22 protein-coding genes, 2 pseudogenes and 1 riboswitch are annotated in these 23218 nt (G+C 59.6%); of the genes and pseudogenes, 16 read left to right on the top strand and 8 right to left on the bottom strand.

The annotated features are described in order from the left end of the window. The first annotated feature begins 109 nt into the window (after positions 1-109). On the top strand, positions 110-943 hold the full coding sequence (locus ACK9YZ_RS16930; protein ID WP_416064588.1) for a hypothetical protein: 834 nt from the start codon (positions 110-112) through the stop codon (positions 941-943). Continuing rightward, positions 933-1541: a hypothetical protein gene (locus ACK9YZ_RS16925; RefSeq protein ID WP_416064587.1), complete on the top strand. Its 609-nt coding sequence runs from the start codon at positions 933-935 to the stop codon at positions 1539-1541. The genes ACK9YZ_RS16930 and ACK9YZ_RS16925 overlap by 11 nt, the downstream gene beginning before the upstream one ends. 733 nt (positions 1542-2274) lie before the next feature. Here the strand turns inward: ACK9YZ_RS16925 and ACK9YZ_RS16920 are convergent. Beyond that, complete coding sequence (locus tag ACK9YZ_RS16920; RefSeq protein ID WP_416064586.1) at positions 2275-2538, bottom strand: DUF982 domain-containing protein; 264 nt, start codon at positions 2536-2538, stop codon at positions 2275-2277. Between the two features lie 205 nt (positions 2539-2743). Here ACK9YZ_RS16920 and ACK9YZ_RS16915 point away from each other — a divergent pair, with 205 nt between their 5' ends. Together ACK9YZ_RS16915 and ACK9YZ_RS16910 are read left to right on the top strand one after the other, a co-directional pair. Continuing rightward, complete coding sequence (locus ACK9YZ_RS16915) at positions 2744-2995, top strand: hypothetical protein (RefSeq protein ID WP_216755779.1); 252 nt, start codon at positions 2744-2746, stop codon at positions 2993-2995. A 120-nt stretch (positions 2996-3115) separates the two neighbouring features. Further along, the gene (locus ACK9YZ_RS16910) at positions 3116-3553 is read left to right on the top strand and encodes a universal stress protein (protein WP_216755778.1); all 438 of its coding nucleotides are present in this window, start codon (positions 3116-3118) and stop codon (positions 3551-3553) included. A 6-nt stretch (positions 3554-3559) separates the two neighbouring features. On the opposite strand, the gene ACK9YZ_RS16905 is transcribed toward ACK9YZ_RS16910, so the two are convergent. Then, positions 3560-3748, bottom strand: a complete 189-nt coding sequence (locus tag ACK9YZ_RS16905) for a hypothetical protein (RefSeq protein ID WP_216755777.1) — start codon at positions 3746-3748, stop codon at positions 3560-3562. Between the two features lie 198 nt (positions 3749-3946). Then, on the bottom strand, positions 3947-4849 hold the full coding sequence (locus ACK9YZ_RS16900; protein ID WP_416064585.1) for a LysR family transcriptional regulator: 903 nt from the start codon (positions 4847-4849) through the stop codon (positions 3947-3949). Positions 4850-5007: 158 nt separating this feature from the next. Here ACK9YZ_RS16900 and ACK9YZ_RS16895 point away from each other — a divergent pair, with 158 nt between their 5' ends. Further along, positions 5008-5400 carry a hypothetical protein gene (locus ACK9YZ_RS16895; protein ID WP_416064584.1) on the top strand — a complete coding sequence of 131 codons (393 nt, stop codon included), beginning with the start codon at positions 5008-5010 and terminating at the stop codon, positions 5398-5400. A gap of 184 nt (positions 5401-5584) precedes the next feature. Here the strand turns inward: ACK9YZ_RS16895 and ACK9YZ_RS16890 are convergent, their stop codons facing one another. From ACK9YZ_RS16890 to ACK9YZ_RS16880, 3 genes are all read right to left on the bottom strand, one after another. After that, positions 5585-7972: a phosphoketolase gene (locus tag ACK9YZ_RS16890; protein ID WP_416064583.1), complete on the bottom strand. Its 2388-nt coding sequence runs from the start codon at positions 7970-7972 to the stop codon at positions 5585-5587. A 69-nt stretch (positions 7973-8041) separates the two neighbouring features. Further along, positions 8042-9220 carry an acetate/propionate family kinase gene (locus tag ACK9YZ_RS16885; RefSeq protein WP_416064582.1) on the bottom strand — a complete coding sequence of 393 codons (1179 nt, stop codon included), beginning with the start codon at positions 9218-9220 and terminating at the stop codon, positions 8042-8044. Between the two features lie 212 nt (positions 9221-9432). Next, a complete protein-coding gene (locus ACK9YZ_RS16880; RefSeq protein WP_416064581.1) occupies positions 9433-11004 on the bottom strand; it encodes a putative bifunctional diguanylate cyclase/phosphodiesterase in 1572 nt (523 codons plus the stop codon). Between the two features lie 412 nt (positions 11005-11416). On the opposite strand from ACK9YZ_RS16880, the gene ACK9YZ_RS16875 reads away from it, so the two are divergent. Continuing rightward, positions 11417-11770 carry a hypothetical protein gene (locus ACK9YZ_RS16875; protein WP_216755772.1) on the top strand — a complete coding sequence of 118 codons (354 nt, stop codon included), beginning with the start codon at positions 11417-11419 and terminating at the stop codon, positions 11768-11770. 337 nt (positions 11771-12107) lie between these two features. Here the strand turns inward: ACK9YZ_RS16875 and ACK9YZ_RS16870 are convergent, their stop codons facing one another. Next, a complete protein-coding gene (locus ACK9YZ_RS16870; RefSeq protein WP_416064580.1) occupies positions 12108-12653 on the bottom strand; it encodes a histidine phosphatase family protein in 546 nt (181 codons plus the stop codon). A 103-nt stretch (positions 12654-12756) separates the two neighbouring features. Next, a riboswitch (cobalamin riboswitch) is annotated at positions 12757-12831 on the top strand. A gap of 50 nt (positions 12832-12881) precedes the next feature. Between ACK9YZ_RS16870 and ACK9YZ_RS16865 the strand changes: the two genes are divergently transcribed. The 3 genes from ACK9YZ_RS16865 to ACK9YZ_RS16855 all read left to right on the top strand — a co-directional run bounded on the left by ACK9YZ_RS16865 (position 12882) and on the right by ACK9YZ_RS16855 (position 14532). Beyond that, positions 12882-13091 carry a CbtB domain-containing protein gene (locus ACK9YZ_RS16865; protein WP_416064579.1) on the top strand — a complete coding sequence of 70 codons (210 nt, stop codon included), beginning with the start codon at positions 12882-12884 and terminating at the stop codon, positions 13089-13091. 13 nt (positions 13092-13104) lie between these two features. Further along, positions 13105-13839 carry a CbtA family protein gene (locus ACK9YZ_RS16860; RefSeq protein WP_416064578.1) on the top strand — a complete coding sequence of 245 codons (735 nt, stop codon included), beginning with the start codon at positions 13105-13107 and terminating at the stop codon, positions 13837-13839. 87 nt (positions 13840-13926) lie between these two features. After that, complete coding sequence (locus ACK9YZ_RS16855; RefSeq protein WP_416064577.1) at positions 13927-14532, top strand: hypothetical protein; 606 nt, start codon at positions 13927-13929, stop codon at positions 14530-14532. Here ACK9YZ_RS16855 and ACK9YZ_RS16850 read toward each other — a convergent pair. Then, complete coding sequence (locus tag ACK9YZ_RS16850; RefSeq protein ID WP_216755767.1) at positions 14517-15179, bottom strand: sulfite oxidase-like oxidoreductase; 663 nt, start codon at positions 15177-15179, stop codon at positions 14517-14519. The two genes, ACK9YZ_RS16855 and ACK9YZ_RS16850, sit on opposite strands and share 16 nt — an antisense overlap. An 80-nt stretch (positions 15180-15259) precedes the next feature. Between ACK9YZ_RS16850 and ACK9YZ_RS16845 the strand changes: the two are divergent. From ACK9YZ_RS16845 to ACK9YZ_RS16815, 7 genes and pseudogenes are all read left to right on the top strand, one after another. Beyond that, positions 15260-17162 (top strand): annotated as a pseudogene (locus ACK9YZ_RS16845) (sensor histidine kinase). Then, positions 17159-18514, top strand: a complete 1356-nt coding sequence (locus tag ACK9YZ_RS16840) for a sigma-54-dependent transcriptional regulator (RefSeq protein WP_216755765.1) — start codon at positions 17159-17161, stop codon at positions 18512-18514. The pseudogene ACK9YZ_RS16845 and the gene ACK9YZ_RS16840 overlap by 4 nt, the downstream one beginning before the upstream one ends. Before the next feature lie 44 nt (positions 18515-18558). After that, positions 18559-18678: pseudogene (locus ACK9YZ_RS16835) on the top strand (ATPase); the annotation flags it as partial. Between the two features lie 204 nt (positions 18679-18882). Further along, positions 18883-19866 (top strand): tripartite tricarboxylate transporter substrate-binding protein, encoded by a 984-nt coding sequence (locus ACK9YZ_RS16830; protein ID WP_416064576.1) that lies wholly within the window; start codon positions 18883-18885, stop codon positions 19864-19866. A gap of 101 nt (positions 19867-19967) precedes the next feature. Then, positions 19968-20429 carry a tripartite tricarboxylate transporter TctB family protein gene (locus ACK9YZ_RS16825; RefSeq protein WP_216755763.1) on the top strand — a complete coding sequence of 154 codons (462 nt, stop codon included), beginning with the start codon at positions 19968-19970 and terminating at the stop codon, positions 20427-20429. Positions 20430-20438: 9 nt separating this feature from the next. Then, a complete protein-coding gene (locus ACK9YZ_RS16820) occupies positions 20439-21944 on the top strand; it encodes a tripartite tricarboxylate transporter permease (RefSeq protein ID WP_216755762.1) in 1506 nt (501 codons plus the stop codon). Between the two features lie 93 nt (positions 21945-22037). After that, the gene (locus tag ACK9YZ_RS16815) at positions 22038-23213 is read left to right on the top strand and encodes a M20 aminoacylase family protein (protein WP_416064575.1); all 1176 of its coding nucleotides are present in this window, start codon (positions 22038-22040) and stop codon (positions 23211-23213) included. Positions 23214-23218: the final 5 nt, after the last annotated feature.

Genomic DNA, 23218 nt, shown 5'->3' with positions numbered 1-23218 from the left:
TTCCGAAACCTTGTCTCCAAGTTGTCACCGAGACGTGCGCTCAAACAACCGATCGGAAACCACTTCATCCTAATCAGGGCTCCACGAGTGTTCGACATCAGGAAAGAATATGCTTGCTGATTTCAATGAGGACTTTCTCCGCTTTTATGAGGGTGTAGACGAATATGTCAGTTCCAACGTGCGTCCTGGCAGGATCGGGCACAGCGAAACGGCCTGCACTGCTAACCTGCTTATGTCTCTGGATGCGACTGAGCCGCCCACCTTTCTCCCCTTTAATGCAAAAATGTTCTGCGACCGGCTCTCGGCAGGATTGCGCGAAAAGGAAGTTACGGAGAACTTCAAGTTTATCTGTACTGCTCATGGGTTCAGTCAGAACCACGAGGGCGCGATAACTCAATCAGACTATGCTATTCGCATGAGAAGATATGACAACAGCGCTGGCAATAACTCTGTCTTGACGTCAAGCGTTTTATTTTTTCAGGCCAAAATTATGCGCGCGAATGGCTCATATGAGGTCGACGACGAGCAACATCAAAAGATAGAAACTCTTCGCGAGTTTATTGGCAGTGATGGCTTGCTGTATACACTATATGGCCCTTGGGAGACTGGCGGAATACGGCTGGCGGACCATCCCGACGACGAATCCTTTCCGTGGGCCCAATTTATGGCCGACTGGGCGACCGGTTCACTTGTGGACACTGGCGCACCGATGTCAGCAGCTCATCGGCTGCGACACGCACTTCTTGACAACAATAAAGAGACAAATGACCGCATTGCCCGTGTGCTGAAGACGCGAAATCAGGACTGGAAGCCGTACGAGCCGGCGGTCATTGAAATTGGCATCGCCTATCCAGCTTACACGCTTGATCATATACCCAAGCCGGGGCGGGGGGCGCGCAGCGGCAGGATGTGGGGCATGACGGGATCGAGCGATGATGTCTAGCTCGCCGAGTGTGTCGCTCTACGAAAGCCTGCTTGCGGAGTTTTGCTATTCAAAACGCGCCTTTCCGTCCGCCTCGGCGCGGTCGGACCCCACCAAACTTATTGCGGCCTTCGCATCCATCGGCGTTGCCGCTCGCGGCTACCTTCACCCCGAGGAGCTTTTGCAGATAGCTCTCCTCAAGAATGGAGGGAAGCTATCCGGGAAGACCCGCGCTGCGATCGGAGCCAATTCGGCGGAAGCTATCGAGGCGTTGACCCGCCTGGCTCTGTCAGCAACAGATGACGAGTTGGCGATCAGGTATCTCCTCGGGCTGGACGGAGTGAACCTGGCGACCGCGTCGTGCATTCTGGCGTGGGCCGAACCAAGACGCTGGCCGGTGATCGATGTGAATGCCTGGGCGGCAATTGAGCATTTCGACAACGAGCGCTCCCGACCAGAGAGGCGGTCGAAGGCACTGAAGGTCAGCGACTGGCTTTTTTACGTGCGACTTGTTCGGATGGTAGCTGAGGCGTCCGGCAGAACACCTCAGGAAGTCGATGTCTGGCTCTACAGCGTCGGCAGGTCACTGAAGGCTCACCCGGTCGGCGTGACCGAGTGATCCTATCCGCTGTGCTTGCTTATGTCGGTCCGACGGTGTACGCGCGTACATGTAAAGAGTGTATCAAAGCGCGGTCCGGAGCAAAAGAGATCAATGGGATAACCGGAGATGGAGGTTCTTGTCCCTCCTCCGCTACCATCAAACAGCCGACAAGTCCGGCCCGGTTATTCCCGATAGCCATCCCTTGATTTCGTAATGGCAGGCGTCTCTCTATTGGGCGGTTAGCCAAGAGGTATTTCATCCTCTCAACGGCTATATGGACAATTGGATCGTCCCTCGTCTCCCTAATCAGAAAAGACGAAATTGAGAGCATAGGCCCTATTGCCACCAACATTCAAATGGGTGGGGGCACTGCCCGAGGGCGAAGAAGCTGCCAAGGCCATTTGGCGAAATCTCAAGAAGAAATTGAAAAGGGTAGCTTCCGGTCAGGGAGAGACACCCTCTTCGTACTGACTCTGGACGAACAGCAGAACGGAAACTAGCGGACGGACCGCGGTCTACAATCGGACCAAGGTCTGATACCGCACCGTTTTTATAAGAGTTCAGTGGCCGCAACGAGAAGCAGATCTATGGCAATCAGAGCCTTCCTCAAAGCGACCTCGGCACCGGAATACGAGGGATGCCGGAGCCTGACGCTAGAGTGGCGAAACATTGTTGGAAGCAACACACAACGCAGATATGGGGGAGGCGGAGGCACGCACCCAAAGGTAGCGAGCGTTGTCGTGTTGAACAGTCAGTTCAGCACATCGATAGCCGTAACGCCAGCCTCGTTTGCTGCACGAATTATCGCCGATCTGAGTTGCTCCGGTCCGGCGTTGCCCTTCACGACCTCCAGACAGATTTCAATCGCAGCAAGAAACGCCTCTCCGTCGTTGCAGGGGAACTCGTTTATGAGTGCGTTGGCGGCTCCCATGGCCGTCCTGATGGAAAGGATCCTGTCGGGATCCTTAAAGACAAGAATCACCGGATCAAATTCGATCGAGGTGTCCCATTCCATTACACAATACTCCTGATGGGATGGCGTATTGTTAACGATGCAAGAGACGTACCAGTGCACGCGACGGTTTATTTTGAGGCAGGCGCCGTCATGACCACAACGGGCGTCCGCTGCCACTTGTCCCCAAAAGCAAAACAATAAGTGCGTCGCAGCGGCGCAGACGCTATAATTTCGACCGACAGGTGCACTGTACCGGGGATCTGCAATGAAATACGCAGTTGTCGCAATGCTTCTTGTGGCTGCCGGCTGCAGCACGACGACGCAGGACCAGCCGATCCCGGGCAGCTTGACCTATGGCGGCAAGGTTATCCATTCGCCTTATAAACCCGGCACTGTCATCAAGCACACGTTTCTCGGAGAGTTCGGTTATCGGGAGTTCGAGCGTTATGTCGTCCAGCCCGACGGCACGCTGAAGCTTGCCACGCGGATCACGAGCGAGGATTTCCTCTGGAATTGATGAGGCATGTCCTGGCGTCCTATTGAACGAGGACTCGGCGTTGACCTGCGTCAAGGCGCGGGATTACGATTGCGGTTGAATTCCCTCTACATCTGAATTCAGCCAGCAAACGGATCTCCCATGTACAATCGCATATTGCTGCCCACCGACGGTTCGGAACTCGCCGCTCGGGGCGTCGATCATGGTCTTGCACTTGCCAAGGCGCTCAACCTTCCCGTGACAGTCGTGAGCGTCATCGTGCCGCTGACCGGTTTTGCGCTCCAGGGGATCGTGCAGGCGGAGGCGATGGACAGCTACAACGAGGGTCGTCGGAAAGAGATCGAGGATCTGGAGCAGATCATTAGGGAAAAGGCGAAGAGCGCCGGTGTGGTTGCCGACTTCGTCAGCAAGGTGCATCTTTCGCCGGCCACGGCCATTCTGGAAACGGCGGCGGAGCGGGGCTGCGGCCTGATCGTTATTTCTTCGCACGGCCGCCGCGGCATCTCGCGGCTCATGCTCGGCAGCCAGACGTCCGAGGTTCTTTCCGAGGCGGGTATTCCAGTCCTGGTCGTAAAGTAAAAAAGCTCAGTTTTCCGTCAGCGCCGTGAGGTGTGTCGTGCGCTTGGCGATGTGATCTGCCGTCTTGGTGGACACCGCTCCGCTTTTCTCGCTCTTGTCGTCGGCTTCGTTGCGGCTGCCTGCCTCCGGTGTCATGTAGAAGGCCAGCGTTTCCTCCAGGCGGGAGGCAGTGAGGCTGGTGGTTAAACCCTTCATGGCTTTCCTCGGCGGTGTTTCCAGTTGTGGAATTTCATAACCTACGTTCCGGTGGGTTCGGAACATGGGCTGAAAGGTTGTCACCAACTTTCAAAGACCGATGAGCATTTCCATTTTCCCTGAATACGGAATGCTCCATCTCTTTGTTTCCATGCAATTCCGGACGCAGAACCGCTGTACATTTTTGCTGGATCTTCTTTAGTCGCTGATAATTTCGAGGCAGAATTCGATGAAGGCGCTGACCTTGGCTGGTACGTGATGCCGGGAGGGATGGACTGCGTAGAGTGGGAAGGTCTCGCCCGGCCAGTCCGGGTAGAGCTCGACAAGGCGCCCTTCGGCAAGCAGATCCTTGACGCTGAGGCCAAGCACCTGGGCGATGCCGGCACCGGCAAGGCAGGCATCGAGCATGGTGCCGGGGTCGCTCATCAGGAGCGAACCACGGGCGTCGAGCGGCACGATCTTCTTGCCTCTGTGCAGTTCCCATTCGAAGGTCCGGCCGGTCAGCGGATCGCGGAACTGGATACAGGAGTGGCTGGCGATCTCGGCGGGTGTCCTCGGCGTGCCATGCTCAGCGAGATAGGCTGGCGTCGCGACGGTCAGAACGCGGGTTTCCATCAGCTTGCGGGCGATGCGTGAAGAGCTCGGCTGCTGGCCGAAGCGGATGGCGATATCGATGCCGTCAGCGACGAGATCGCTCATCAGGTCGCGAGTTATCAATTCGAGTTCGAGCCCCGGATAGCGGGTCATGAACTGTCTCAGATGCGGCGCCAGCACCATGCGCGAAAAGATCGGGTCGACATCGACGCGCAGGCGGCCGCGAACGGCCAGCGATGAGCCTGATGCAAGCGTTGCGGCTTCTTCGATGCCATCCAGATGCGGAGCGACCTGTTCATAGAAACGAGCGCCTTCATCCGTCAGCCGAACCGAGCGGGTGGTGCGGTCGAGCAGGCGTACGCCGACACGGCCCTCCAGCCTTGATATGGCGCGGCTGACGCCGGAGGCGGAAAGACCGAGTGCATCGGCCGCTTTGACAAAGCTACCGCTTTCGACCACTGCGGCAAGCGTGCTGACACCGGAAAGCAGGCGGCCGTCGAATGCCATGGATCACTCCTGATTTGATGTCATGGATGATGTTGAGGAAGTGCAGTCCGGTCAAGAACGCAAGTCCTTGTCACTGCCCGCATGGATCGAGAAAACCTGCTCGATGGAACATCTTCCCGCGCATTTGGTTTCTCTCGCACAGATTGGAGGATCAAGCGATGACCCAATATGGTGACGACAAGAACCGAATTGTGGATGAGAATACAGGCACGCCGCTCGGGCAGGCATCCTATGAAGAGGAAAAAACGCTTGCCGATGAGCGGCGCAGCGTTTCGCTCTGGGGCGTGCTGGCAGCTGGCATTCTGGTCATTCTGATCGCTGCGGCGAGTTTCGCCATCTGGCCAGGCACGACCAACGAACCGGCTTCGACCGCGTCCACAACTCAGGACCCGATCAACGCGCAGCCCTCGGGCGAGGGCACATTCGACAATAATCCGGCAACCGGCTCCATCAAGCCGCCGGAAGCCACAGACCGGGATCCGACACCTGACGGCAGCGGTGGTGGTCCGACGGGCGTGACCACGCCGAGCGGCACGCAGAACGGACAATAATATAATATCGTGACCCTGCATCACGGCTGGGGAAGGGCTGCGCGGTTTCCGTGCAGCCCTTTTCATGTAGGTTAGAGCGCCGTGTGTCCGTTCGGACGGGCAACGGACGCTCTAACCCTTTGATTTGACGCATAAGACTTCCGAAAATCGATTCCGATTTTAGGGCCGATGCTGTCCCTTCCTCTCAGGCCGCGGGCCATTTCCAGTTGCGAACGTCGGGCATATCCTCACCATATTCGCGGACATAGGCATGATGCTCGACGAGCTTGGCTCTCAGGCTTTCCAGCACTTCCGGCACTTTTTCCTTCAGGCCCGGAACGCGCTCGATCGCCTCGATCGCGAGGTGGAAGCGGTCGAGCTCGTTGAGCACGGTCATGTCGAAGGGTGTGGTGGTCGTTCCCTCTTCGATGAAACCGCGCACATGGATGTTGCGGTGGTTGGTACGTTTATAGGTCAGCCGGTGGATGAGGTAAGGATAGCCGTGATACGCGAAGATCACGGGCCTGTCCGACGTGAAGATCGCGTCGAAGACATCGTCCGTTAGGCCGTGCGGATGCTGATCCTGCGATTGCAGGGCAAGCAGGTCGACTACGTTGACGGTGCGGATCTTCAGTTCCGGGACATGCTCGTGCAGCAGATCGACGGCGGCGAGCGTCTCCATGGTCGGCACGTCGCCGGCACAGGCCATGACGACATCGGGCGCCACCGTATCCTCCTCATGGCTCGCCCAGTCCCAGATGCCGATACCGGCCTCACAATGCTTCACCGCCTCATCCATGGTCAGCCATTGCGGCTCGGGCTGTTTGCCGGCGACGATGACGTTGATGCGGTCATAAGTCCTAAGGCAATGGTCGCCGACCCAGAGCAGCGTGTTCGCATCCGGCGGCAGGTAGATGCGGACGATATCGGCCTTCTTGTTGGCGACGAGATCGACGAAGCCGGGGTCCTGATGCGAGAAGCCGTTGTGATCCTGCCGCCAGACATGCGAGGTCAGCAGATAGTTCAGCGAGGAGATCGGCTTCCTCCACTCCAGCTCTCGGGTGACCTTCAACCATTTGGCATGCTGGTTGAACATCGAGTCGATGATGTGGATGAAGGCCTCGTAGCAGGAAAAGAGACCGTGCCGGCCCGTCAGCAGGTAGCCTTCCAGCCATCCCTGGCAAAGATGCTCGCTCAGAACCTCCATGACGCGGCCATCGCGGGAGAGGCTGACATCATAAGGTTCGATCTCCTCCATCCAGACGCGGTCGGTGACCTCGAAGATGCTGCCAAGGCGGTTTGATTCCGTTTCGTCGGGGCCGAAAATGCGGAAGTTCGCATTGGCTTCGTTGAGCGTCAGCGTATCACGCAGGTAGTGTCCGAGGATTTCGGTGGATTGCACCATGGCATCGCCGCGCTTTTCCACCTTCACCTCGTAGGCGCGGATATCGGGCGTATTCAATTCTTTGCGCAGCAGACCGCCATTGGCATGTGGATTGGCACCCATGCGGCGCTCGCCCGACGGGGCAAGTGCCCGCAGTTCCGGCTTCAGCGTGCCGGAGGCATCGAAGAGGTCTTCCGGATCGTAACTGCGCATCCAGTCTTCGAGGATTTTCCGGTGTCCGTCGTTCTCCCGGCAATTGGAGACCGGCACCTGATGGGCGCGCCAGAAGCCTTCGACCTTCTTGCCGTCCACTTCCTTCGGGCCAGTCCAACCCTTGGGGCTGCGCAGCACGATCATCGGCCAGCGCGGGCAGTCCTGCGGCGCCTTGCCGTCGCGCGCTTCCTTCTGAATGGCGCGGATACGGTCGAAGACCGTCTCGAAGGTCGCGGCCATCTGCTGATGCATTTTGGCCGGTTCGTGGCCTTCGACAAAGAAAGGCTCGTAGCCATAACCTTCGAAGAGATGCATCAGATCCTCGTCACCGGCACGACCGAGAACGGTCGGGTTGGCGATCTTATAGCCGTTCAAATGCAGGATCGGCAGAACGGCGCCGTCGCGGGCAGGGTTCAGAAACTTGTTGGAATGCCAGCTCGCTGCCAGCGGGCCGGTTTCGGCTTCGCCGTCGCCGATGACGCAGGCGACGATCAGATCGGGATTGTCAAAGGCTGCGCCATAGGCATGAACGAGCGCATAGCCGAGCTCTCCGCCCTCATGGATGGAGCCGGGCGTTTCCGGCGCCGCGTGGCTCGGAATCCCGCCGGGGAAGGAGAACTGGCGGAAAAGCTTGCGCATGCCCTCTTCCGTTTCTGCTATATCGGGATAGATCTCGCTATAGATGCCTTCCAGATAGGTATTGGCGACCATGCCCGGCCCACCATGACCGGGACCGCACATATAGATGATATCGAGATCGCGGGCGCGGATGACACGGTTCAGATGCACGTAGATGAAGTTGAGGCCAGGTGTCGTGCCCCAGTGGCCGAGCAGGCGGGGCTTGATATGTTCGGGCTTCAGGGGCTGGCGCAGGAGAGGATTGGAAAGAAGATAAATTTGGCCGACTGAGAGATAGTTGGCGGCGCGCCAGTAGCGGTCGATGAGCGCGAGTTCTGCGTCTGAAAGAACGGATGGAGTCGAGACATGCTTTTCCATGGATTTCTCCCGTTTAAACTTGTTCAACGTCAATTCTAGCGGCCAGCGCCGGCACGCACTTGATCTGGATCATCGGGAGCGAAGAATAGAGAGTGCCTCCTGCGCGATGATCTGTTCCTCGTCCGTGGCAATGACATGCGCCGTTATGCGGCTCGAGGGTGTCGTGATCGTGAAGCCATTGGCTGCATTTGCCTTTTCGTCGACCGTAAGGCCGAGCCAGCCGAGATGCCGGATGACCGCCGAGCGGATCTGCGGCTGGTGCTCGCCGATCCCGGCGGTAAAGACGATGGCGTCGAGCCCGCCGAGCGTCATCGACATGCGGCCGATCTCGCCAGCGATGCGCAGCGTGAAGAGGTCGAGCGCCTCGCGCGCTTGCGGGCTTCCGTCCTCAAGAAGGTCGCGAGTATCTGCGTTGATGCCGGAGACGCCAAGCAGGCCGGAGCGATGGTAGAGCATGTCTTCCAGCTGATCGACGGACTGCTTCTTTTGCTGCAGCAGATGCAGGATCACGCCGGGATCGAGCCAGCCGGGCCGGGTGGCCATGGGTATGCCGTCCAGCGTGGAAAACCCCATGCTGCAGTCGCGGCTGATACCGTTTTCCAGAGCGCAGAGGCTTGCGCCGCTGCCGAGATGCGCGGCGACGATTTTCGCTTTATTCGACAGCCTGCGGCCGACCTCGCCAGCGATGAATTTGTAGGAGAGGCCGTGAAATCCGTAGCGCTTGATACCTTCGTCGTGAAGCGCGCGCGGGATGGCGAATCGGCGGACGAGGTCGATCTGCGTGGCATGAAAGGCGGTATCGAATGAGGCCGTTTGGGCAAGATGTGGTTTCAGGTGCTTCAGCGCGCGGATGAAGCGAAGCGCCTGCGGTTGATGAAGGGGTGCCAGCGGTGTAAGCGCGTCAATCGCTTCGATCGCGGCATCATCGAGCGCCGTCGCTGCGGTGAAGCGATCGCCGCCGTGAACGACGCGGTGGCCGGCAGTGCGCACGGTGCCGATATCGAAATGCTTCGACAGCAGCTCGAACGTCTCGTCGATGACGGCATGCAGGTCATCGGTGAGTTCGGCCTTCAGCGGCATGTCGAAGGTTTGCGGACCTTCCTTCAGGCTGAAGGCGAGGGGTTCGGCGCGGAAATCGATCACGCCCTTGCCGATGCGCCGCACCTTGCCATCCCCAATGGAAAAGATGCCGATCTTCACCGTTGAGGAACCGGCATTGAAGGTCAGGAGAAGATCGGTCGACGACATGTTGCTTGATGCTCCCCGGCAATCGTGACGATGAACGAACTTAGCGTCATCGCGTCGGGTGGGAAGCCTCTTCTGTCCTGGCGAGCAATTTTTGGTTGTCGATTCAGTCCCCGGAAGGCGTCAGGCGAGGGATGGCGCGTGGCTGGCCACGTTTGTTCACGCAATTCCGGACGCAAAACCTTCTCGCACTTTTGCTGCTGAAATTGCCTGGTTCAGGCCGTGGAGGCCAGGCTGGCATTTTGACTTTCGATGAAGATGCCCGTCTCTGCGGCGGGCATCGCTTTGCCGAAGAGATAGCCCTGGCCGATGTCGCAGCCAAGCTGCAGCAGATACGTGAGCTGTGCATGCTCCTCGACACCTTCTGCCGTCGTCTTAATGTTGAGACTTTTTCCGAGAGCAAGCATGGCGCGGACGATTTTTTCCTGCTTCTCGTCTTCCCGGCAGGTGGCGATGAAGCCCTTGTCGATCTTGATCTTGTCGAAACGGTAGCGGGCGAGCTGCGCAAGGCTCGAATAGCCCGTGCCGAAATCATCAAGCGCGATCTGTACGCCCGCCTCATGCAGTTCATCGAGAATATGGGCCGCGATCGCCGGATCCTGGATCAGCGCGTTTTCGGTGATTTCCACCTCCAGCCGTCTGGCAGGCAGGCGACTTGCCGCAAGCACCTTGAGGATGCGCGAGGCAAGCAGTTTGTCCTCCATCTGCACAGGCGACACGTTGAACGAAAGCCTGACGTGATCAGGCCAGGTAAGCGCATCGCTGCAGGCCTGGGTGAGGAGGTTTTCGAACAGTTCGGTGATCATGCCGGTTTCTTCGGCGATGCCGATGAAGACCGGTGGCGGAATATGCATGCCGTCTTCGTCGGTCCATCGGGCCAGTGCCTCGAAGCCGCAGACCCTGCCGCTCCTGAGATCGATCAGCGGCTGGTAGTGGGGTTTGATTGCCTTGTTCTGAATGGCGCCGCGCAGCTTGGTTTCCAGCGATGCGCGTTCCGCTACTTTGTCCTGCATGGACGGTTCGAAGACCAGTTGATGATTGGGGCCGCGGGATTTTGCCTCGTACATGGCAAGGTCGGCGCGGTGGGCAGCATCCTCCAGCGGCTCTGCCCCTTCGCTCCAGCGGTCGTAGCCTACACTGGCGCCGACCTCGACGGCAAAACCGTCGATCAGAATGGGGCGGGTGACCGCCTGGATGAGCACTTTGGCAAACCATTCCTCCCGCGCCGCGGTCATGCCGAGGGCGATGATGATGAATTCATCGCCACCGAAGCGGTAGACGCAATCGGCATTGCCCAGCGCGCAGATGCGCTTGGCCACTTCGACCAGCAGGACATCGCCGCCTTTGTGGCCAACGAGATCGTTGACTTTCTTGAAACCATCGAGATCGACGGAGAAGATCGTGACGTTGTTCCTTGCCTCGTCGGGAATATTGCCTTCCTTGTCGGCAATCTTGGGCAGAATCTTACGTTCGAAGGCGTAGCGGTTCGGAAGCTTGGTCAGATGGTCGTGGGTGGCAATCCAGTCGGCGCGGGCCTGGGCGGCATCGCGAAGCTGCATCTCCTTGCGAAGATCGGCAATGCGCATCACGGAATAGATGAAACTCATCGCGCCGGCGATGCCGAGGGCGAGCACAAACTTGTCGGCGCCGTAGTCCTCGAAGTTGCTCATGAAGGTGACGAGCGAGCTATCGACATCCAGCAGGGCACCTGAAATCCATAGCGCCGCACCGAGCGTCATGATCGTCAGACATTGCCTTCCCGCCCTGGTCCTGAAGAACTCTGGCATCAGCATCTCCATCTCCATCCCGCGGCGGAAATATCATGAAAGTCTGAAATGTTTATTGAAACCTGAAGGCGAATTGTTGGAGAACATGCCACGCATTCGGTAGCGCTTTCATCGAAAGCAAGCACGCTTTTCGTGTTGCGCAGCCTTTGCCATGTCGCAAGATACATCGAATTTTCCCGCAATTTCAAACCTCCGACCGTTAGCCGCTCTATGCCTTCCAACGGATGTATCCGGATGTCATGGCTCCGGCGATCTGCCGTTCGAATTTCCTGACCTTTTCGCGGCCGTGGGAGAGGCAAAGCACGTGTCGGACGAACTGGAGCTGAAAGTTGATTACCTCCGACCGTCCCAAGCGGAACCAATGCGCTGCTCAAGCCGTTTTCCGGGACTATCCAGGAGAGAGGACGATCCCATGCAGCTTGTTGGCACCCAGGTCATCCCCGCCTATGGCGGTAAAGGCGGTTTCACGGTTGAGTTCGTGGGCGACGGGGGCGAAGTCGTCTCCGTGCAGATCAAGAGTGATCGCGGCCAGCAATTGAACCGGCTGAATGCGGTGGAAAAGGCGAGAGAGGTTATGAGGCGCTTCGCCACGGCACCAATCCGCGAGGGCGATAAGGTGCAACCAGCTGGGTTAGGGAATGCTCGTTCGCGGGATGACGAGGAGGAGATGGAACAGCAATTGGACGAGGGATTGGAAGGTACTTTTCCTGCCAGCGATCCGGTCTCGATCACCCACACCGCAATACCCAAGGGCAGCAAACACTGATCCGCCGATCCCGGGCCGGCTCAGCCCGTTCGTCTCGGTCACTCAGGTCCGGCAATAAGATCGGTAAAGAGAAAGGCGAGCGGCCGTAGCGCGCCCGCCTTTGACGTACTCTGACTTTCAGGCGACGTTGATCAGCAATGGTAGGCTGATTATTACGCCGACGAGAACGGCGACAACAGTTGCGATACGCACGATGCGCAGACGCCGCGTACGCTCCCCACTCCAGTCATAGGTCATTTTTCGTCTCCTCGGGGAAGGATGTAGAGCCCGGAATTCCGGGTCCAATATGTATGACTGCGTTTTCTTGTGTAAGGCTGGACTAATTTACGAGGAATGTTCAGAAACGCAGCGACCAACGGCGACCGTCATGCGTCATGCGCGCCATGCCGAGCGGCTGGATATCGATCGTCCAGAAAGCGGCCGGCGGTGCCTTCAGCACGTTCAGAATCGCAGCGCGGATGACGGCCGCATGGGTAACCGCGATGACATGGCCGCCGAGCGGCATTTCCTCATTCATCCAGCCGGCGATGCGCCTGCCAAGCTGTTGCAGGCTCTCTCCCTCGTGGGGGGCGGCTTCGGGATCGGGCATCCAGAGAGCAATGTTTTCGGGCTCTTCGGAGTGAAGGCTCATGAGCGGCCTGCCGGCCCAGCGGCCGTAGTCGCAATCTCGCAGAGACGGCGCAACGGTCGCTTCGAAACCCAACATCTCGACCGTCTGCCGGGCGCGCAACGCCGGGCTCGTAAAAACCCTGTCTGCCCTTCCTGGTGTCGGCATCGCGGCCTCGCCCAGGGTCTTTTCCTCCAGTGGCTCATCGACCGGAAAGGAGGCGGTGCGATTTGCCGCCGTGGCGCCGTGGTTTATCCATGTGAGCCGGGTGGTCATATTCCGCGCCCTCCGGAGATAGGGCGGGATGGCCGCCGCCCGCATATGAAGTTTCGTTGACAGTCTCTTTGACGAAAAGATATAACTGTGACGTTGCAGGTTTGGAAGCCGGTGAAAGTCCGGCGCGGTCGCGCCACTGTGATCAGCGTGTCGAAGTTCTTCGCGTTGGAAGTCAGACCCTACTGCAATCGTGATCTTCGACTGAACGCGTCATTCCCGGAGGAATACATGTCTGATACCGCTTTTGCGCCCGTCGCATCACCCGCGCCGATCCCCGTGGGCCAGATCCTGCCCTGGGCGATCTTCGGCGGCCTGCTGATGCTGATCGCCATCTATTTCGTCGGTACTGAAGAAGGCGCAATGGCGCTCTTCAACGGCATGTATGTGCACGAATTCGTGCATGACGCCCGCCATCTTCTCGGCTTCCCCTGCCACTAAGGGAGGTTCTCACATGGTTGGAAATCTTCTGCTCCGCGGCATGGTCGCGGGCCTGATTGCTGGCGTCTTGGTTTTTGCCTTTGCGCGCTTTTTCGGGGAGCCGCTCGTCGATGCGGCCATTGCCTTCGAAGAGGCGATATCGCAGGCGGCCGGCCAGGCAGCCGAACCGGAAATCGTCAGCCGTGCCACACAGGCGGGCCTTGGGCTCTTTACCGGCGTCATAGTATATAGTGTCGCCATTGGCGGCCTGTTCGCGCTTGTCTTCGCTTTCGTGCAGGGCCGCTTCAGCAGCCTTTCGGTACGCGGCACTTCTGCCGTCATCGCCGTCGCTGCTTTCGTCGCTATCGACATTGTTCCGGCCATCAAATATCCAGCCAACCCGCCGGCTGTCGGCAACTCGGATACGATCAGCGTTCGCACCGAGCTGTTCTTCCTGATGATCGTCGTTTCCACCGCCTCGATGGTTGCAGCAATTGCTCTCGCGCGACGGCTGACGTCGAACTACGGCGCCTGGAATGCTGCGATCATTGCGAGTGTTGCCTTCATCGTCTTCATCGGCCTCGTGGAGCATCTGTTGCCGCCGATCAATGAAGTGCCGGAGAATTTCTCTGCCATGTTACTTTGGCGCTTCCGCACGACGACGATCGCTATGCACATGATCCTGTGGTCGGTGCTCGGCCTTGCCTTCGGTGCGCTGGCGGAGCGGCGCCTCGGGGTGGGAACCGGGGTTCGTTCGGCTTATCGATAGGATGGCGGGGAGGGAGCTTCGACTGCTCCCTCTTTTCTCATGGGCCTGTCTGCTCGTGATTAGCCGTATCGGGACTTGGGGTGTCTTATGAAAATCGCGTTGCACTCCATCTGCTTCGGCCTTGCCCTGATGACCGCGGGCATCGCGTCTGCGCACAGTCGCAGCGGCGAGGGCAGTCATGGCGGCCTGCCTGTACCTGAGATCTCTCACGGCGAGATGGCGGTCATTTCCGATTATCGCACGCGCATCATGGATCTCGCCTCAAAGGCAATGGATACGAGCGAGCCTTTTCGGCGCGTGCTGAATTATGCCGAAATCCAGTATTCCTACTGTCTCTGGGGTCGGATACCGGGCAGCGTGACAGATGAAGAAAGCCCGTTCAACGAATGCGCGCATGCCTACCTTGCCGCGACAAAGGCGGTGCTCATGGCATTGCGCGACATGCCGCACGAGGCGGCTGCGGCAGGGGAGATTGCATCGGACGTCGATGCCGACATGGTCAGCCGCGGCCTTTCACTGGTAACCTGCCGCTTCAGTGGAGAAGGTTTCAATACCGCCGATGTGGTAGGTCCGCGCTGGAGTGAAATCCCGCGGCATCCGGCGAGCATGGCTTCGCTGAGCGGATTTTCAGCGATCGTCGCCTTAGGGGTCTTTGCGGTCAGGCGGTGTCTTCGGCTTCAGTCTTCCGAATAGCGCTGCTCGCGCCACGGATCGCCATACATATGGTAGCCGTTCTTTTCCCAGAAGCCGGCCTTGTCGGTCGGCAGCAGATCGATACGGCGCAGCCATTTGGCGCTTTTCCAAAAATAAAGGTGCGGAACGACGAGGCGCATCGGTCCGCCGTGATCGCGGGTCAGCGGCAAACCCTCCCATGCGGTGGCGAGAATGGCGTCTTCAGCAGCGAAATCGGAAAGCGGCAGATTGGTCGTATAGCCGTCATAGCTGGTCAGCATGACGTAACCGGCTTCCGCTTTCGGCATGGCGAGATCGAGCAGGTCGCGGGTGGCAACGCCCTTCCACTTGTTATCGTATCGAGACCATGTCGTGACACAATGGATATCGCTGACCATGCTGCTCTGTTCCAGCGCCTGGAAGGCCGCCCAATTGAGGTCGAGCGGTGTCTCGACTAGACCTAGAACCTCCAGCCGCCAGCTCTCGATGGAAATAATCGGCTGCTGGCCGAGGTCGAGGACCGGCCAGTTTTTGACCAGATGCTGGCCGGGTGGCAGGCGCTCGGTTTCCGGGCGGCTGATGCGGCCGGTCAGAAACTTTCCCTCGGCCGCCCAGCGGCGCTTGGACGTCGTGAGCTTGCTATCATCGGGGATTTGGTCGTCGCTCATGAAGGTCTCCTTGCGGTGCAGCAATCAGACATCCGCGCCTGGCATGTGTCAAGTTTCAGCACCTCTTGGAAATCTTAACCGTGCTCATTACACTCGGAGCGTCGGGTTATGCCTCCACGGGAGCGGAGGCTGAAAGGGAGGAGCGAGACTCTGTCTTCGCGCTATCGTGTCATTGTGGCGCTCTGCGCTGCACCCTTGCTTGTTTTCGCTTTCTTCTATTACGGGAGCGCGGTCGCCACGCGCGCCTATATGGGTGAAGCCTCGGCGCAGGCGGGTACCGCGCTCAGGCTTGCGGTTTCCGCGCTTAGCGGCCATCTCAGCCGCTACGAGGCCTTGCCGGCGCTGATCGCCGATCACAACGATATCAAGGATCTCGTGACCCGGCCGGATGATCGGTCGCTGCGCGACAATGCCAATCTCTACCTGAAGGAAATTAACGGACTCCTGAAATCCTCCGACATCTATGTCGTGCGGCCGGATGGCGAGACGATTGCTGCCAGCAATTTTGACAACCCCGGCAGTTTCGTCGGTGAAAACTTCAGCTACCGACCGTATTTCCAGGAGGCGATCGGCGGGCATCATGCACGCTTCTATGCACTCGGCACGACCTCGCTGAAGCGCGGCTATTATTTCTCTTCCCCGATCTGGGTCGATGGAGAAATTCGCGGCGTCATTGTTTTCAAGGTGGATATCGATGTGATCGAATCCTCCTGGAGCGGCGGTGAGTACCGTATCTTCGTCTCCGATCCCGAGGGCATCATCTTCATGTCTGACAGTTCGGACTGGCTCTACGGGGCAATCCTGCCCCTGAGTGCGGATCGCGTGGCGCGCACCGAGGCATCGCGACGTTATGCCAATGCCAAGCTCGTCGAATTGCCGGTCATCCGCCATCGCTTCGAGTATCATGACCTGATGACGCTCGCTGGCGATCGCGGTCAGAGCGAATATCTCGTCCTTTCGCATTACATGCCGGCCGAAGACTGGACCGTGAACGTGCTGATGGATACGAGCTCCATCCGGACGCAGGCCCGCACGGCGCTGGTTGTGGTGTTCCTTGTTCTATGCATTGCCGCGCTGACATTCGCCATTCTGCGGCAGCGGCGCGTGCGGCTTGCGGAGCGCCTGCAATTGCAGGCCGAGGCTCAGAACGAGTTGGAGCGGCGGGTCGATGAGCGCACGGCCGATCTTGCCCGCGTCAACAGCCGCATCGAGGAGGAGATCGCCGAGCGGCGTCTGACAGAGCAGCAGCTGCGCCAGACACAGGCCGATCTCATCCAGGCGGGCAAGCTTGCCGGGCTTGGGCAGATGTCGGCGGCGCTTTCGCATGAGTTCAACCAGCCGCTCGCCGCCGCCAAGACCTATACGGACAGTGCCGCCGTTCTGCTGGAGAGGGGCCGCACTGCCGAAGCGCAGGACAATATCCAGCGCATCGGCGGGCTGATCGACCGCATGGCCTCGATCAGCAGGCACCTGCGCAATTTCGCACGCAAGCCCAATGAGAAGCTCGGTCCCGTGCCGCTCGACGAGGCGATCCGCGACACGCTGGAGATCATCGCCTGGCGACTGAAGGCGGCTGATGCCGATCTCCGGCTGCATCTTGGGGCGCGGCCGCCGGTGGTCAAAGCCGGCTCGGTGCGTCTGCAGCAGGTGCTGGTCAATGTGATCTCGAATGCGGCCGATGCGGTCGAGGGACTGGAGGATCGGCGTATCGAGGTTTCGGCATCCGAAGAGGCTGGCAGGGTGGTTCTGACCGTACGCGATCATGGACCGGGCGTGCCGGCCGCGATTGCCGAGCGCATCTTCGATCCCTTCTTTACCACCAAGGGCGTCGGCAAGGGGCTTGGGCTCGGGCTTTCCATCTCCTACAACATCATCAAGGATTTCGGTGGCAGCTTGACCGTCTCCAACCATCCGGAGGTTGGGGCAGTATTCCGTATCGAGCTTTTGGCGGCGGCAGGCATGGTGCCGGAGGCGGCGGAATGAACGAACAGAAGATATTGCTCGTCGATGACGAGGAGGAACTGCGCCGCTCGACGGCGCAGGCGCTGGAATTATCAGGTTTCAGCGTCGAGACGTTTTCGAACGCGGATCATGTGCTGGAGCTGATCGGCTACAGTTTTCCGGGTGTCGTCGTCACCGATATCCGCATGCCCGGCATGGACGGCATGACGCTGATGCAGAAGATCCGCGAACTCGATACCGAGGTGCCGGTAATTCTCGTCACCGGGCATGGCGATGTGCAGCTTGCCGTCAAGGCGATGCGCGAGGGCGCCTATGACTTCATCGAGAAGCCTTTTACGCCGCAGATGCTTGCCGGCGTCATCCGCCGCGCCATGGAACGGCGCGGCCTCGTGCTTGAAAACCGGCTGCTGAAGGCAGTTGCCGGCAAGCGCGACGATATCGAAGCGCGGCTGCCTGGGCGCACCCAGATCATGGTCGATCTGCGATACCGCATCCGTGCGATCGGGGCGAGCGATGCCGACACGCTTATTATCGGTGATACAGGGGCCGGCAAGGAAGTGGTGGCGCGTGCGCTGCACGATATCAGTGCAAGGGCAAGCAGACCGTTCATTGCCATCAATTGTGCGGCACTGCCGGCAAACCTGATCGAAAGCGAGCTTTTCGGCCACGAGGCCGGCGCCTTCCCGGGCGCGGTGCGGCCTCGTTACGGCAAGTTCGAACATGGACGCGGCGGCACCATCCTCCTCGATGAGATCGGCTCCATGCCGGTCGATCTGCAGGCGAAGTTCCTGCGGGTGCTGCAGGAGAGAATGATTTCGCGGCTCGGTTCGAACGAGATCGTGCCGCTCGATGTGCGATTCATCGCGACAAGCAAGGTCGATCTGGAAGCGGAGGTCGCGAGCGGCCGGTTCCGCGCCGATCTTCTCTATCGCCTGAATGTCGCGACCCTTCATGTGCCGTCGCTCTCGCAACGCCGGGCAGACATCCCACTGCTTTTCATGCAACTCGTCAGGGAGGCGGCAGCACGCTACGGCAAGGATGAGATGGCCGTGCCGCCGGATGTGATTTCCGACATCGGGCAGCGTGACTGGCCCGGGAATGTCCGCGAATTGCGCAATGCCGCTGACCGCTTCGTGCTTGGCCTCGACGGCGGCGGCAGGCAGGCCGAGGCTGCGGGGCTTGCCGAACGTGTCGCCGAATTCGAGCGCGGCGTGATTGCGAATGCGCTTGTCGCCCATGGCGGCAGCCTGAAGCCGGTCTATGAATCGCTCGGCATTTCGCGCAAGACGCTTTATGAGAAGATGCAGAAATATGGTCTCGACAAGAAGCTGTTGGTCAATGAGATGACCGGCGAGACGCGCCGCGAGCTCTGATCCAATTCCGATTTTTGAATGTGATCGCCTGTTTCAGGGTGTTCTCGATGCCGGTCGAGGGCTCCAAGTTCATCGGTGCCGTATCCGGTGGGTGGCCGCAAATTCTTTCCAACCTCAAATCGCTGCTGGAAACCGGCGAGGTCGTGCTGCCGCGCAACCGGTAAGGACAGGTAATGGGTGGATTTCCACCCATCACTTTCACCAATTGTTTCCAAATCAACCCATGGTGCGGCGCACTGTCGCAAAATCGTCGTTCCTTTCTTCGCGCCGCGATTGCGACAGCAAGTCCCAGGCGTGCAAATGAACCATCCGAGCCGGTGCGGAGGATGTGCCGGCGGGACTAGTCATTTTCATCAGGGAGGAAAACGATGAAAATCCTGAAGGCCATGCTCGGCGTGACTGCCGCCGCTGCCGTTTCGCTTCTCGCTCACGCCGCTTCGGCGCAGACCTATCCCGAACGCAGCATCACCATGGTCGTGCCTTTCTCCGCCGGCGGACCGACCGATACTGTTGCGCGCCTCGTTGCCGAATCCATGTCGAAGGATCTCGGCCAGCAGATCGTCGTTGAAAATGTCGGCGGCGCTGGCGGCACGCTCGGTGCCGGGCGAGTTGCTGATGCCGATCCGGACGGCTACACGATCCTGCTGCACCATATCGGCATGGCGACCAGCGCCACGCTTTACCGCAAGCTCGCCTATGACACGCTGAACGCCTTCGACTATGTCGGTCTCGTCACGGATGTACCGATGACGATCGTCGCCCGCAAGGATTTCGAACCAGCCGATCTGAAGGGCCTGATCGACTATGTGAAGGCGAACAAGGACAAGGTTACCGTCGCCAATGCGGGTATCGGTGCGGCATCCCACCTTTGCGGCATGATGTTCATGAGCGCCATCCAGACACCGCTCACGACCGTTCCCTACAAGGGTACCGGTCCGGCCATGACAGATCTTCTCGGCGGCCAGGTCGATATCATGTGCGACCAGACGACCAATACGACGAAGCAGATCAAGGGCGGTACGATCAAGGCTTATGCGGTGACCTCGCCGGCTCGCCTTGATGTTCTCAAGGACATTCCGACGGCGGTCGAAGCCGGCTTGCCGGGCTTCGAAGTCGGTATCTGGCATGGCGTCTACACGCCGAAGGGCACGCCGGCCGAAATCAATGAGCGTCTGTCGAAGTCGCTGCAGGTCGCGCTGAAGGACCCGAACGTCGCCGCCCGCTTTGCCGAGCTTGGCACGGCTCCCTCTTCGGACGCCGATGCGACGCCGGCTGCGCTGAAGGCGAAGCTCGAGAGCGAAATCGCCCGTTGGAAGCCCGTCATCGAAGCTGCCGGCGAATACGCGGACTGAAGCCGGACTGCCGCATTTGCACCCTCCTCCCGGGCCGGGAGGAGGGTATTTGCGCAGCCTGATTCCGCAGCGACGCTCCATCTCCAACTCTAGGAGACATCATGAAATCTCTCAGTTTCGACACCACCAATATCATCTGCGGCGCCTTGCTCGCTGCGACCGGCGCTTTTTTCGCCTATCAATCGCTCAACCTCGATATCGGTACGGCGCTGCGCATGGGACCTGGCTACTTCCCACTCGTCCTGTCAGGCATCCTCGTGCTGCTCGGCCTCATCATTCTCGTGCAGGCAGTGCGGGTTCAGGGTGAGCCGATCGAGCCGTTCGCCTGGCGTGGCATGCTCTTCATCCTGCCGGCGCCGGTCTTTTTCGGACTGACGGTCCGCGGGCTCGGTTTTGCGCCGGCAATCTTCCTGACGGCCTTCATCGCCTGCTTTGCATCCAGTCGCATGAACGTGCTGTTCGCGCTGATTCTTTCGCTGCTGCTGGCGGTCTTTTCGGTTGGGGTCTTCAGCTATGCGCTCGGGCTGCCGTTCGAACGTTTCGGCCCCTGGGTCCGGTTCTAGGAGGCGAGTATGGAACTCTTCAGCAATCTCGCTCTCGGTTTCTACACCGCGGCAAGCCCGGAAAACCTGTTCTTCTGCCTTATCGGCGTGCTGCTCGGCACGCTGATCGGCGTGCTGCCCGGTATTGGCGCCACGGCAACGATCGCCATGCTGCTGCCGATCACCTTCCAGCTCGAGCCTGTTTCCTCGCTCATCATGCTCGCCGGCATCTATTACGGCGCGCAATATGGCGGCTCGACGACGGCAATCCTCATCAATATGCCCGGTGAATCTTCCTCGGCAGTGACAGCCATTGACGGCTATCAGATGGCGCGGAAGGGCAGGGCGGGTGCGGCGCTTGCAATTGCCGCGCTCGGCTCCTTCTTCGCCGGCTCGGTATCGACCTTCCTCGTGGCTGTCTTTGCTCCGCCACTGACGGCGATTGCACTGCAGTTCGGTTCGGCAGAATATTTCTCGCTGATGATCGTCGGCCTCGTATCCTCGATCGCGCTGGCACATGGCTCGGTCGTCAAGGCGCTGGCAATGGTGGCGCTCGGCCTGCTGCTCGGCCTCGTGGGCACGGATATCTATACCGGTACGCCGCGTTTCACGCTCGGCATTCGCGAATATGCCGACGGCCTGAATTTCGTGGCGCTTGCCGTCGGCGTCTTCGGTATTGCGGAAATCCTGCGCAATCTGGAAGGCGAGAAGACGCGCACGGTGCTAATGGCGAAGGTTTCCGGGCTGTTGCCGTCAAAGGAAGAGTTCAAGGAGATGATCGCGCCGGTCATTCGCGGCACAGTCATCGGCTCCGCGCTCGGCATCCTGCCGGGCGGCGGGGCGATCCTCGCCTCCTTCGCCTCCTATACGGTGGAAAAGCGTGTCTCCAAGAGGCCGCAGGAGTTCGGCCATGGCGCGGTCGCCGGCGTTGCTGGGCCGGAATCGGCCAATAATGCCGGTGCGCAGACGTCGTTCATTCCACTCCTGACGCTCGGGATTCCGGCAAATCCGGTCATGGCGCTGATGGTCGGCGCAATGATCATTCAGGGTATCGTACCCGGACCGAACGTCGCGACGGAGCAGCCGGCGCTCTTCTGGGGCATCATCGCCTCCATGTGGATCGGCAATCTGATGCTTGTCATCCTTAACCTGCCGCTGATCGGGTTGTGGGTGAAGCTGCTGACGGTGCCTTACTACGTGCTATTCCCCGTCATCATGGCCTTCTGCTCGATCGGGGTCTACAGCGTCAATTCCAACGTCTACGACCTCTATGCCGTCGCCTTCTTCGGCCTCATCGGCTATGTGCTCGCCAAGCTTCGCTGCGAGCCGGCGCCGCTCTTGCTCGGCTTCGTGCTCGGGCCGCTGCTGGAGGAAAACCTGCGACGGGCCATGATCCTGTCACGCGGTGATGCGACGACCTTCGTCACACGGCCGATCAGTGCCATTCTGCTGGCGATCGCCGTGGCGGTGCTGATCATCGTCTTCCTGCCGAGCGTCAAGCGCAAGCGTGAAGAGGTCTTCGTCGAAGAGGCGTGAGGGGTTGAACTCCGCGGCTGTTTGTTGAAAAAAGAATGATCTGATGCGGGCGCCGTCGGGCGCCCGTTTTCGTTTTACAGGATATCCAGGCTTATGAGCATTCCCGCCCGGATCAGCAACGATCTGCCCTTTCTGACCTCCCTCCGCCGAGACCTCCATGCCCACCCCGAACTCGGCTTCGAAGAGGAGCGCACCAGCGATATCGTCGCAAAGCTTCTGGAAGGGGTTGGCATCAAGGTGCATCGTGGCCTCGGCGGTACCGGTGTCGTCGGCACGCTGCAGATCGGCAACGGCACGCGCACGATCGGGCTGAGGGCAGACATGGACGCTCTCGCCATGCCGGAGACGGCGGATCGCCCCTATAAATCGACAGTGCCGGGCAAGATGCATGCATGTGGTCATGACGGGCATACGACGATGCTGCTCGGCGCGGCGCGTTATCTCGCCGAAACGCGCGGTTTTTCCGGCACGGTTCATTTCATCTTCCAGCCGGCCGAGGAGGGCCGCGGTGGGGCGAGACGTATGGTGGAGGAGGGGCTGTTCAAGCAGTTTCCCTGCGATGCCGTCTATGGGCTGCACAATATGCCCGGGCTTGCCGTTGATGAGATCGCTGTCGTCGAGGGGCCGCAGCTTGCCTCATCCGATAGCTGGCGGATCACTTTCCGGGGTATCGGTACGCACGGAGCAAAACCGCATCTCGGCCGCGATCCGATCACGGCTGCCGGCACTTTCCTTGCGTCTCTACAAACGATCGTCGGGCGGGTCGTCGATCCGCTTCAGCCGGCTGTCGTCAGCGCCTGTTCGGTACAGGCCGGCAATCCGAAGGCATTGAACGTCATTCCTGATATCGTCGAGATCGGCGGAACGGCGCGCGCCTATTCGCCCGAGGTGCGGGACCAGCTCGAAACGGAAATTGGCCGCCTGGCGCAGGGCACAGCCGCGATGTTCGGTATTTCGGTAGACTATGAATTCGAACGCCGTATTCCGCCCGTCATCAATGATGCGGACGCGACTGCACGGGCGCTCCGGGCCGCGCAGGCGGTCTTTGGCGAGAAGGTGCGCACGAGCTTTCCGCCATCCACCGCCGGCGACGATTTCGCGTTCTTCGGGCAAAATGCTCCAGGCTGTTATGTCTGGCTCGGCAACGGTCCGGCTGTCGATGGAGCGCTGCATCACAACACTGCCTACGACTTCAATGACGAGGCGCTCGGATATGGCGCGGCTTATTGGGTGTCGCTGGTGGAGCGGGAACTCAAGACTGAGGCGTAAGCTGC

The sequence above is a fragment of the Rhizobium sp. ZK1 genome (assembly GCF_047782645.1).
Classification (GTDB): domain Bacteria; phylum Pseudomonadota; class Alphaproteobacteria; order Rhizobiales; family Rhizobiaceae; genus Rhizobium.
Note: the sequence above shows the minus strand (reverse complement) of the source record. Positions and strands in the feature narration are given on the sequence as shown.

Bases quoted from the DNA above. Each gene is read 5' to 3' on its own strand.
- ACK9YZ_RS16880 (WP_416064581.1), bottom strand. From the start codon at position 11,004: ATGCCAGAGTTCTTCAGGACCAGGGCGGGAAGGCAATGTCTGACGATC.
- ACK9YZ_RS16825 (WP_216755763.1), top strand. From the start codon at position 19,968: ATGAAATCTCTCAGTTTCGACACCACCAATATCATCTGCGGCGCCTTG.
- ACK9YZ_RS16830 (WP_416064576.1), top strand. From the start codon at position 18,883: ATGAAAATCCTGAAGGCCATGCTCGGCGTGACTGCCGCCGCTGCCGTT.
- ACK9YZ_RS16840 (WP_216755765.1), top strand. From the start codon at position 17,159: ATGAACGAACAGAAGATATTGCTCGTCGATGACGAGGAGGAACTGCGC.
- ACK9YZ_RS16920 (WP_416064586.1), bottom strand. From the start codon at position 2,538: ATGGAATGGGACACCTCGATCGAATTTGATCCGGTGATTCTTGTCTTT.
- ACK9YZ_RS16865 (WP_416064579.1), top strand. From the start codon at position 12,882: ATGTCTGATACCGCTTTTGCGCCCGTCGCATCACCCGCGCCGATCCCC.
- ACK9YZ_RS16895 (WP_416064584.1), top strand. From the start codon at position 5,008: ATGACCCAATATGGTGACGACAAGAACCGAATTGTGGATGAGAATACA.
- ACK9YZ_RS16905 (WP_216755777.1), bottom strand. From the start codon at position 3,748: ATGAAGGGTTTAACCACCAGCCTCACTGCCTCCCGCCTGGAGGAAACG.
- ACK9YZ_RS16870 (WP_416064580.1), bottom strand. From the start codon at position 12,653: ATGACCACCCGGCTCACATGGATAAACCACGGCGCCACGGCGGCAAAT.
- ACK9YZ_RS16820 (WP_216755762.1), top strand. From the start codon at position 20,439: ATGGAACTCTTCAGCAATCTCGCTCTCGGTTTCTACACCGCGGCAAGC.
- ACK9YZ_RS16815 (WP_416064575.1), top strand. From the start codon at position 22,038: ATGAGCATTCCCGCCCGGATCAGCAACGATCTGCCCTTTCTGACCTCC.
- ACK9YZ_RS16855 (WP_416064577.1), top strand. From the start codon at position 13,927: ATGAAAATCGCGTTGCACTCCATCTGCTTCGGCCTTGCCCTGATGACC.
- ACK9YZ_RS16900 (WP_416064585.1), bottom strand. From the start codon at position 4,849: ATGGCATTCGACGGCCGCCTGCTTTCCGGTGTCAGCACGCTTGCCGCA.
- ACK9YZ_RS16910 (WP_216755778.1), top strand. From the start codon at position 3,116: ATGTACAATCGCATATTGCTGCCCACCGACGGTTCGGAACTCGCCGCT.
- ACK9YZ_RS16850 (WP_216755767.1), bottom strand. From the start codon at position 15,179: ATGAGCGACGACCAAATCCCCGATGATAGCAAGCTCACGACGTCCAAG.
- ACK9YZ_RS16860 (WP_416064578.1), top strand. From the start codon at position 13,105: ATGGTTGGAAATCTTCTGCTCCGCGGCATGGTCGCGGGCCTGATTGCT.
- ACK9YZ_RS16915 (WP_216755779.1), top strand. From the start codon at position 2,744: ATGAAATACGCAGTTGTCGCAATGCTTCTTGTGGCTGCCGGCTGCAGC.
- ACK9YZ_RS16925 (WP_416064587.1), top strand. From the start codon at position 933: ATGATGTCTAGCTCGCCGAGTGTGTCGCTCTACGAAAGCCTGCTTGCG.
- ACK9YZ_RS16885 (WP_416064582.1), bottom strand. From the start codon at position 9,220: ATGTCGTCGACCGATCTTCTCCTGACCTTCAATGCCGGTTCCTCAACG.
- ACK9YZ_RS16875 (WP_216755772.1), top strand. From the start codon at position 11,417: ATGCAGCTTGTTGGCACCCAGGTCATCCCCGCCTATGGCGGTAAAGGC.
- ACK9YZ_RS16930 (WP_416064588.1), top strand. From the start codon at position 110: ATGCTTGCTGATTTCAATGAGGACTTTCTCCGCTTTTATGAGGGTGTA.
- ACK9YZ_RS16890 (WP_416064583.1), bottom strand. From the start codon at position 7,972: ATGGAAAAGCATGTCTCGACTCCATCCGTTCTTTCAGACGCAGAACTC.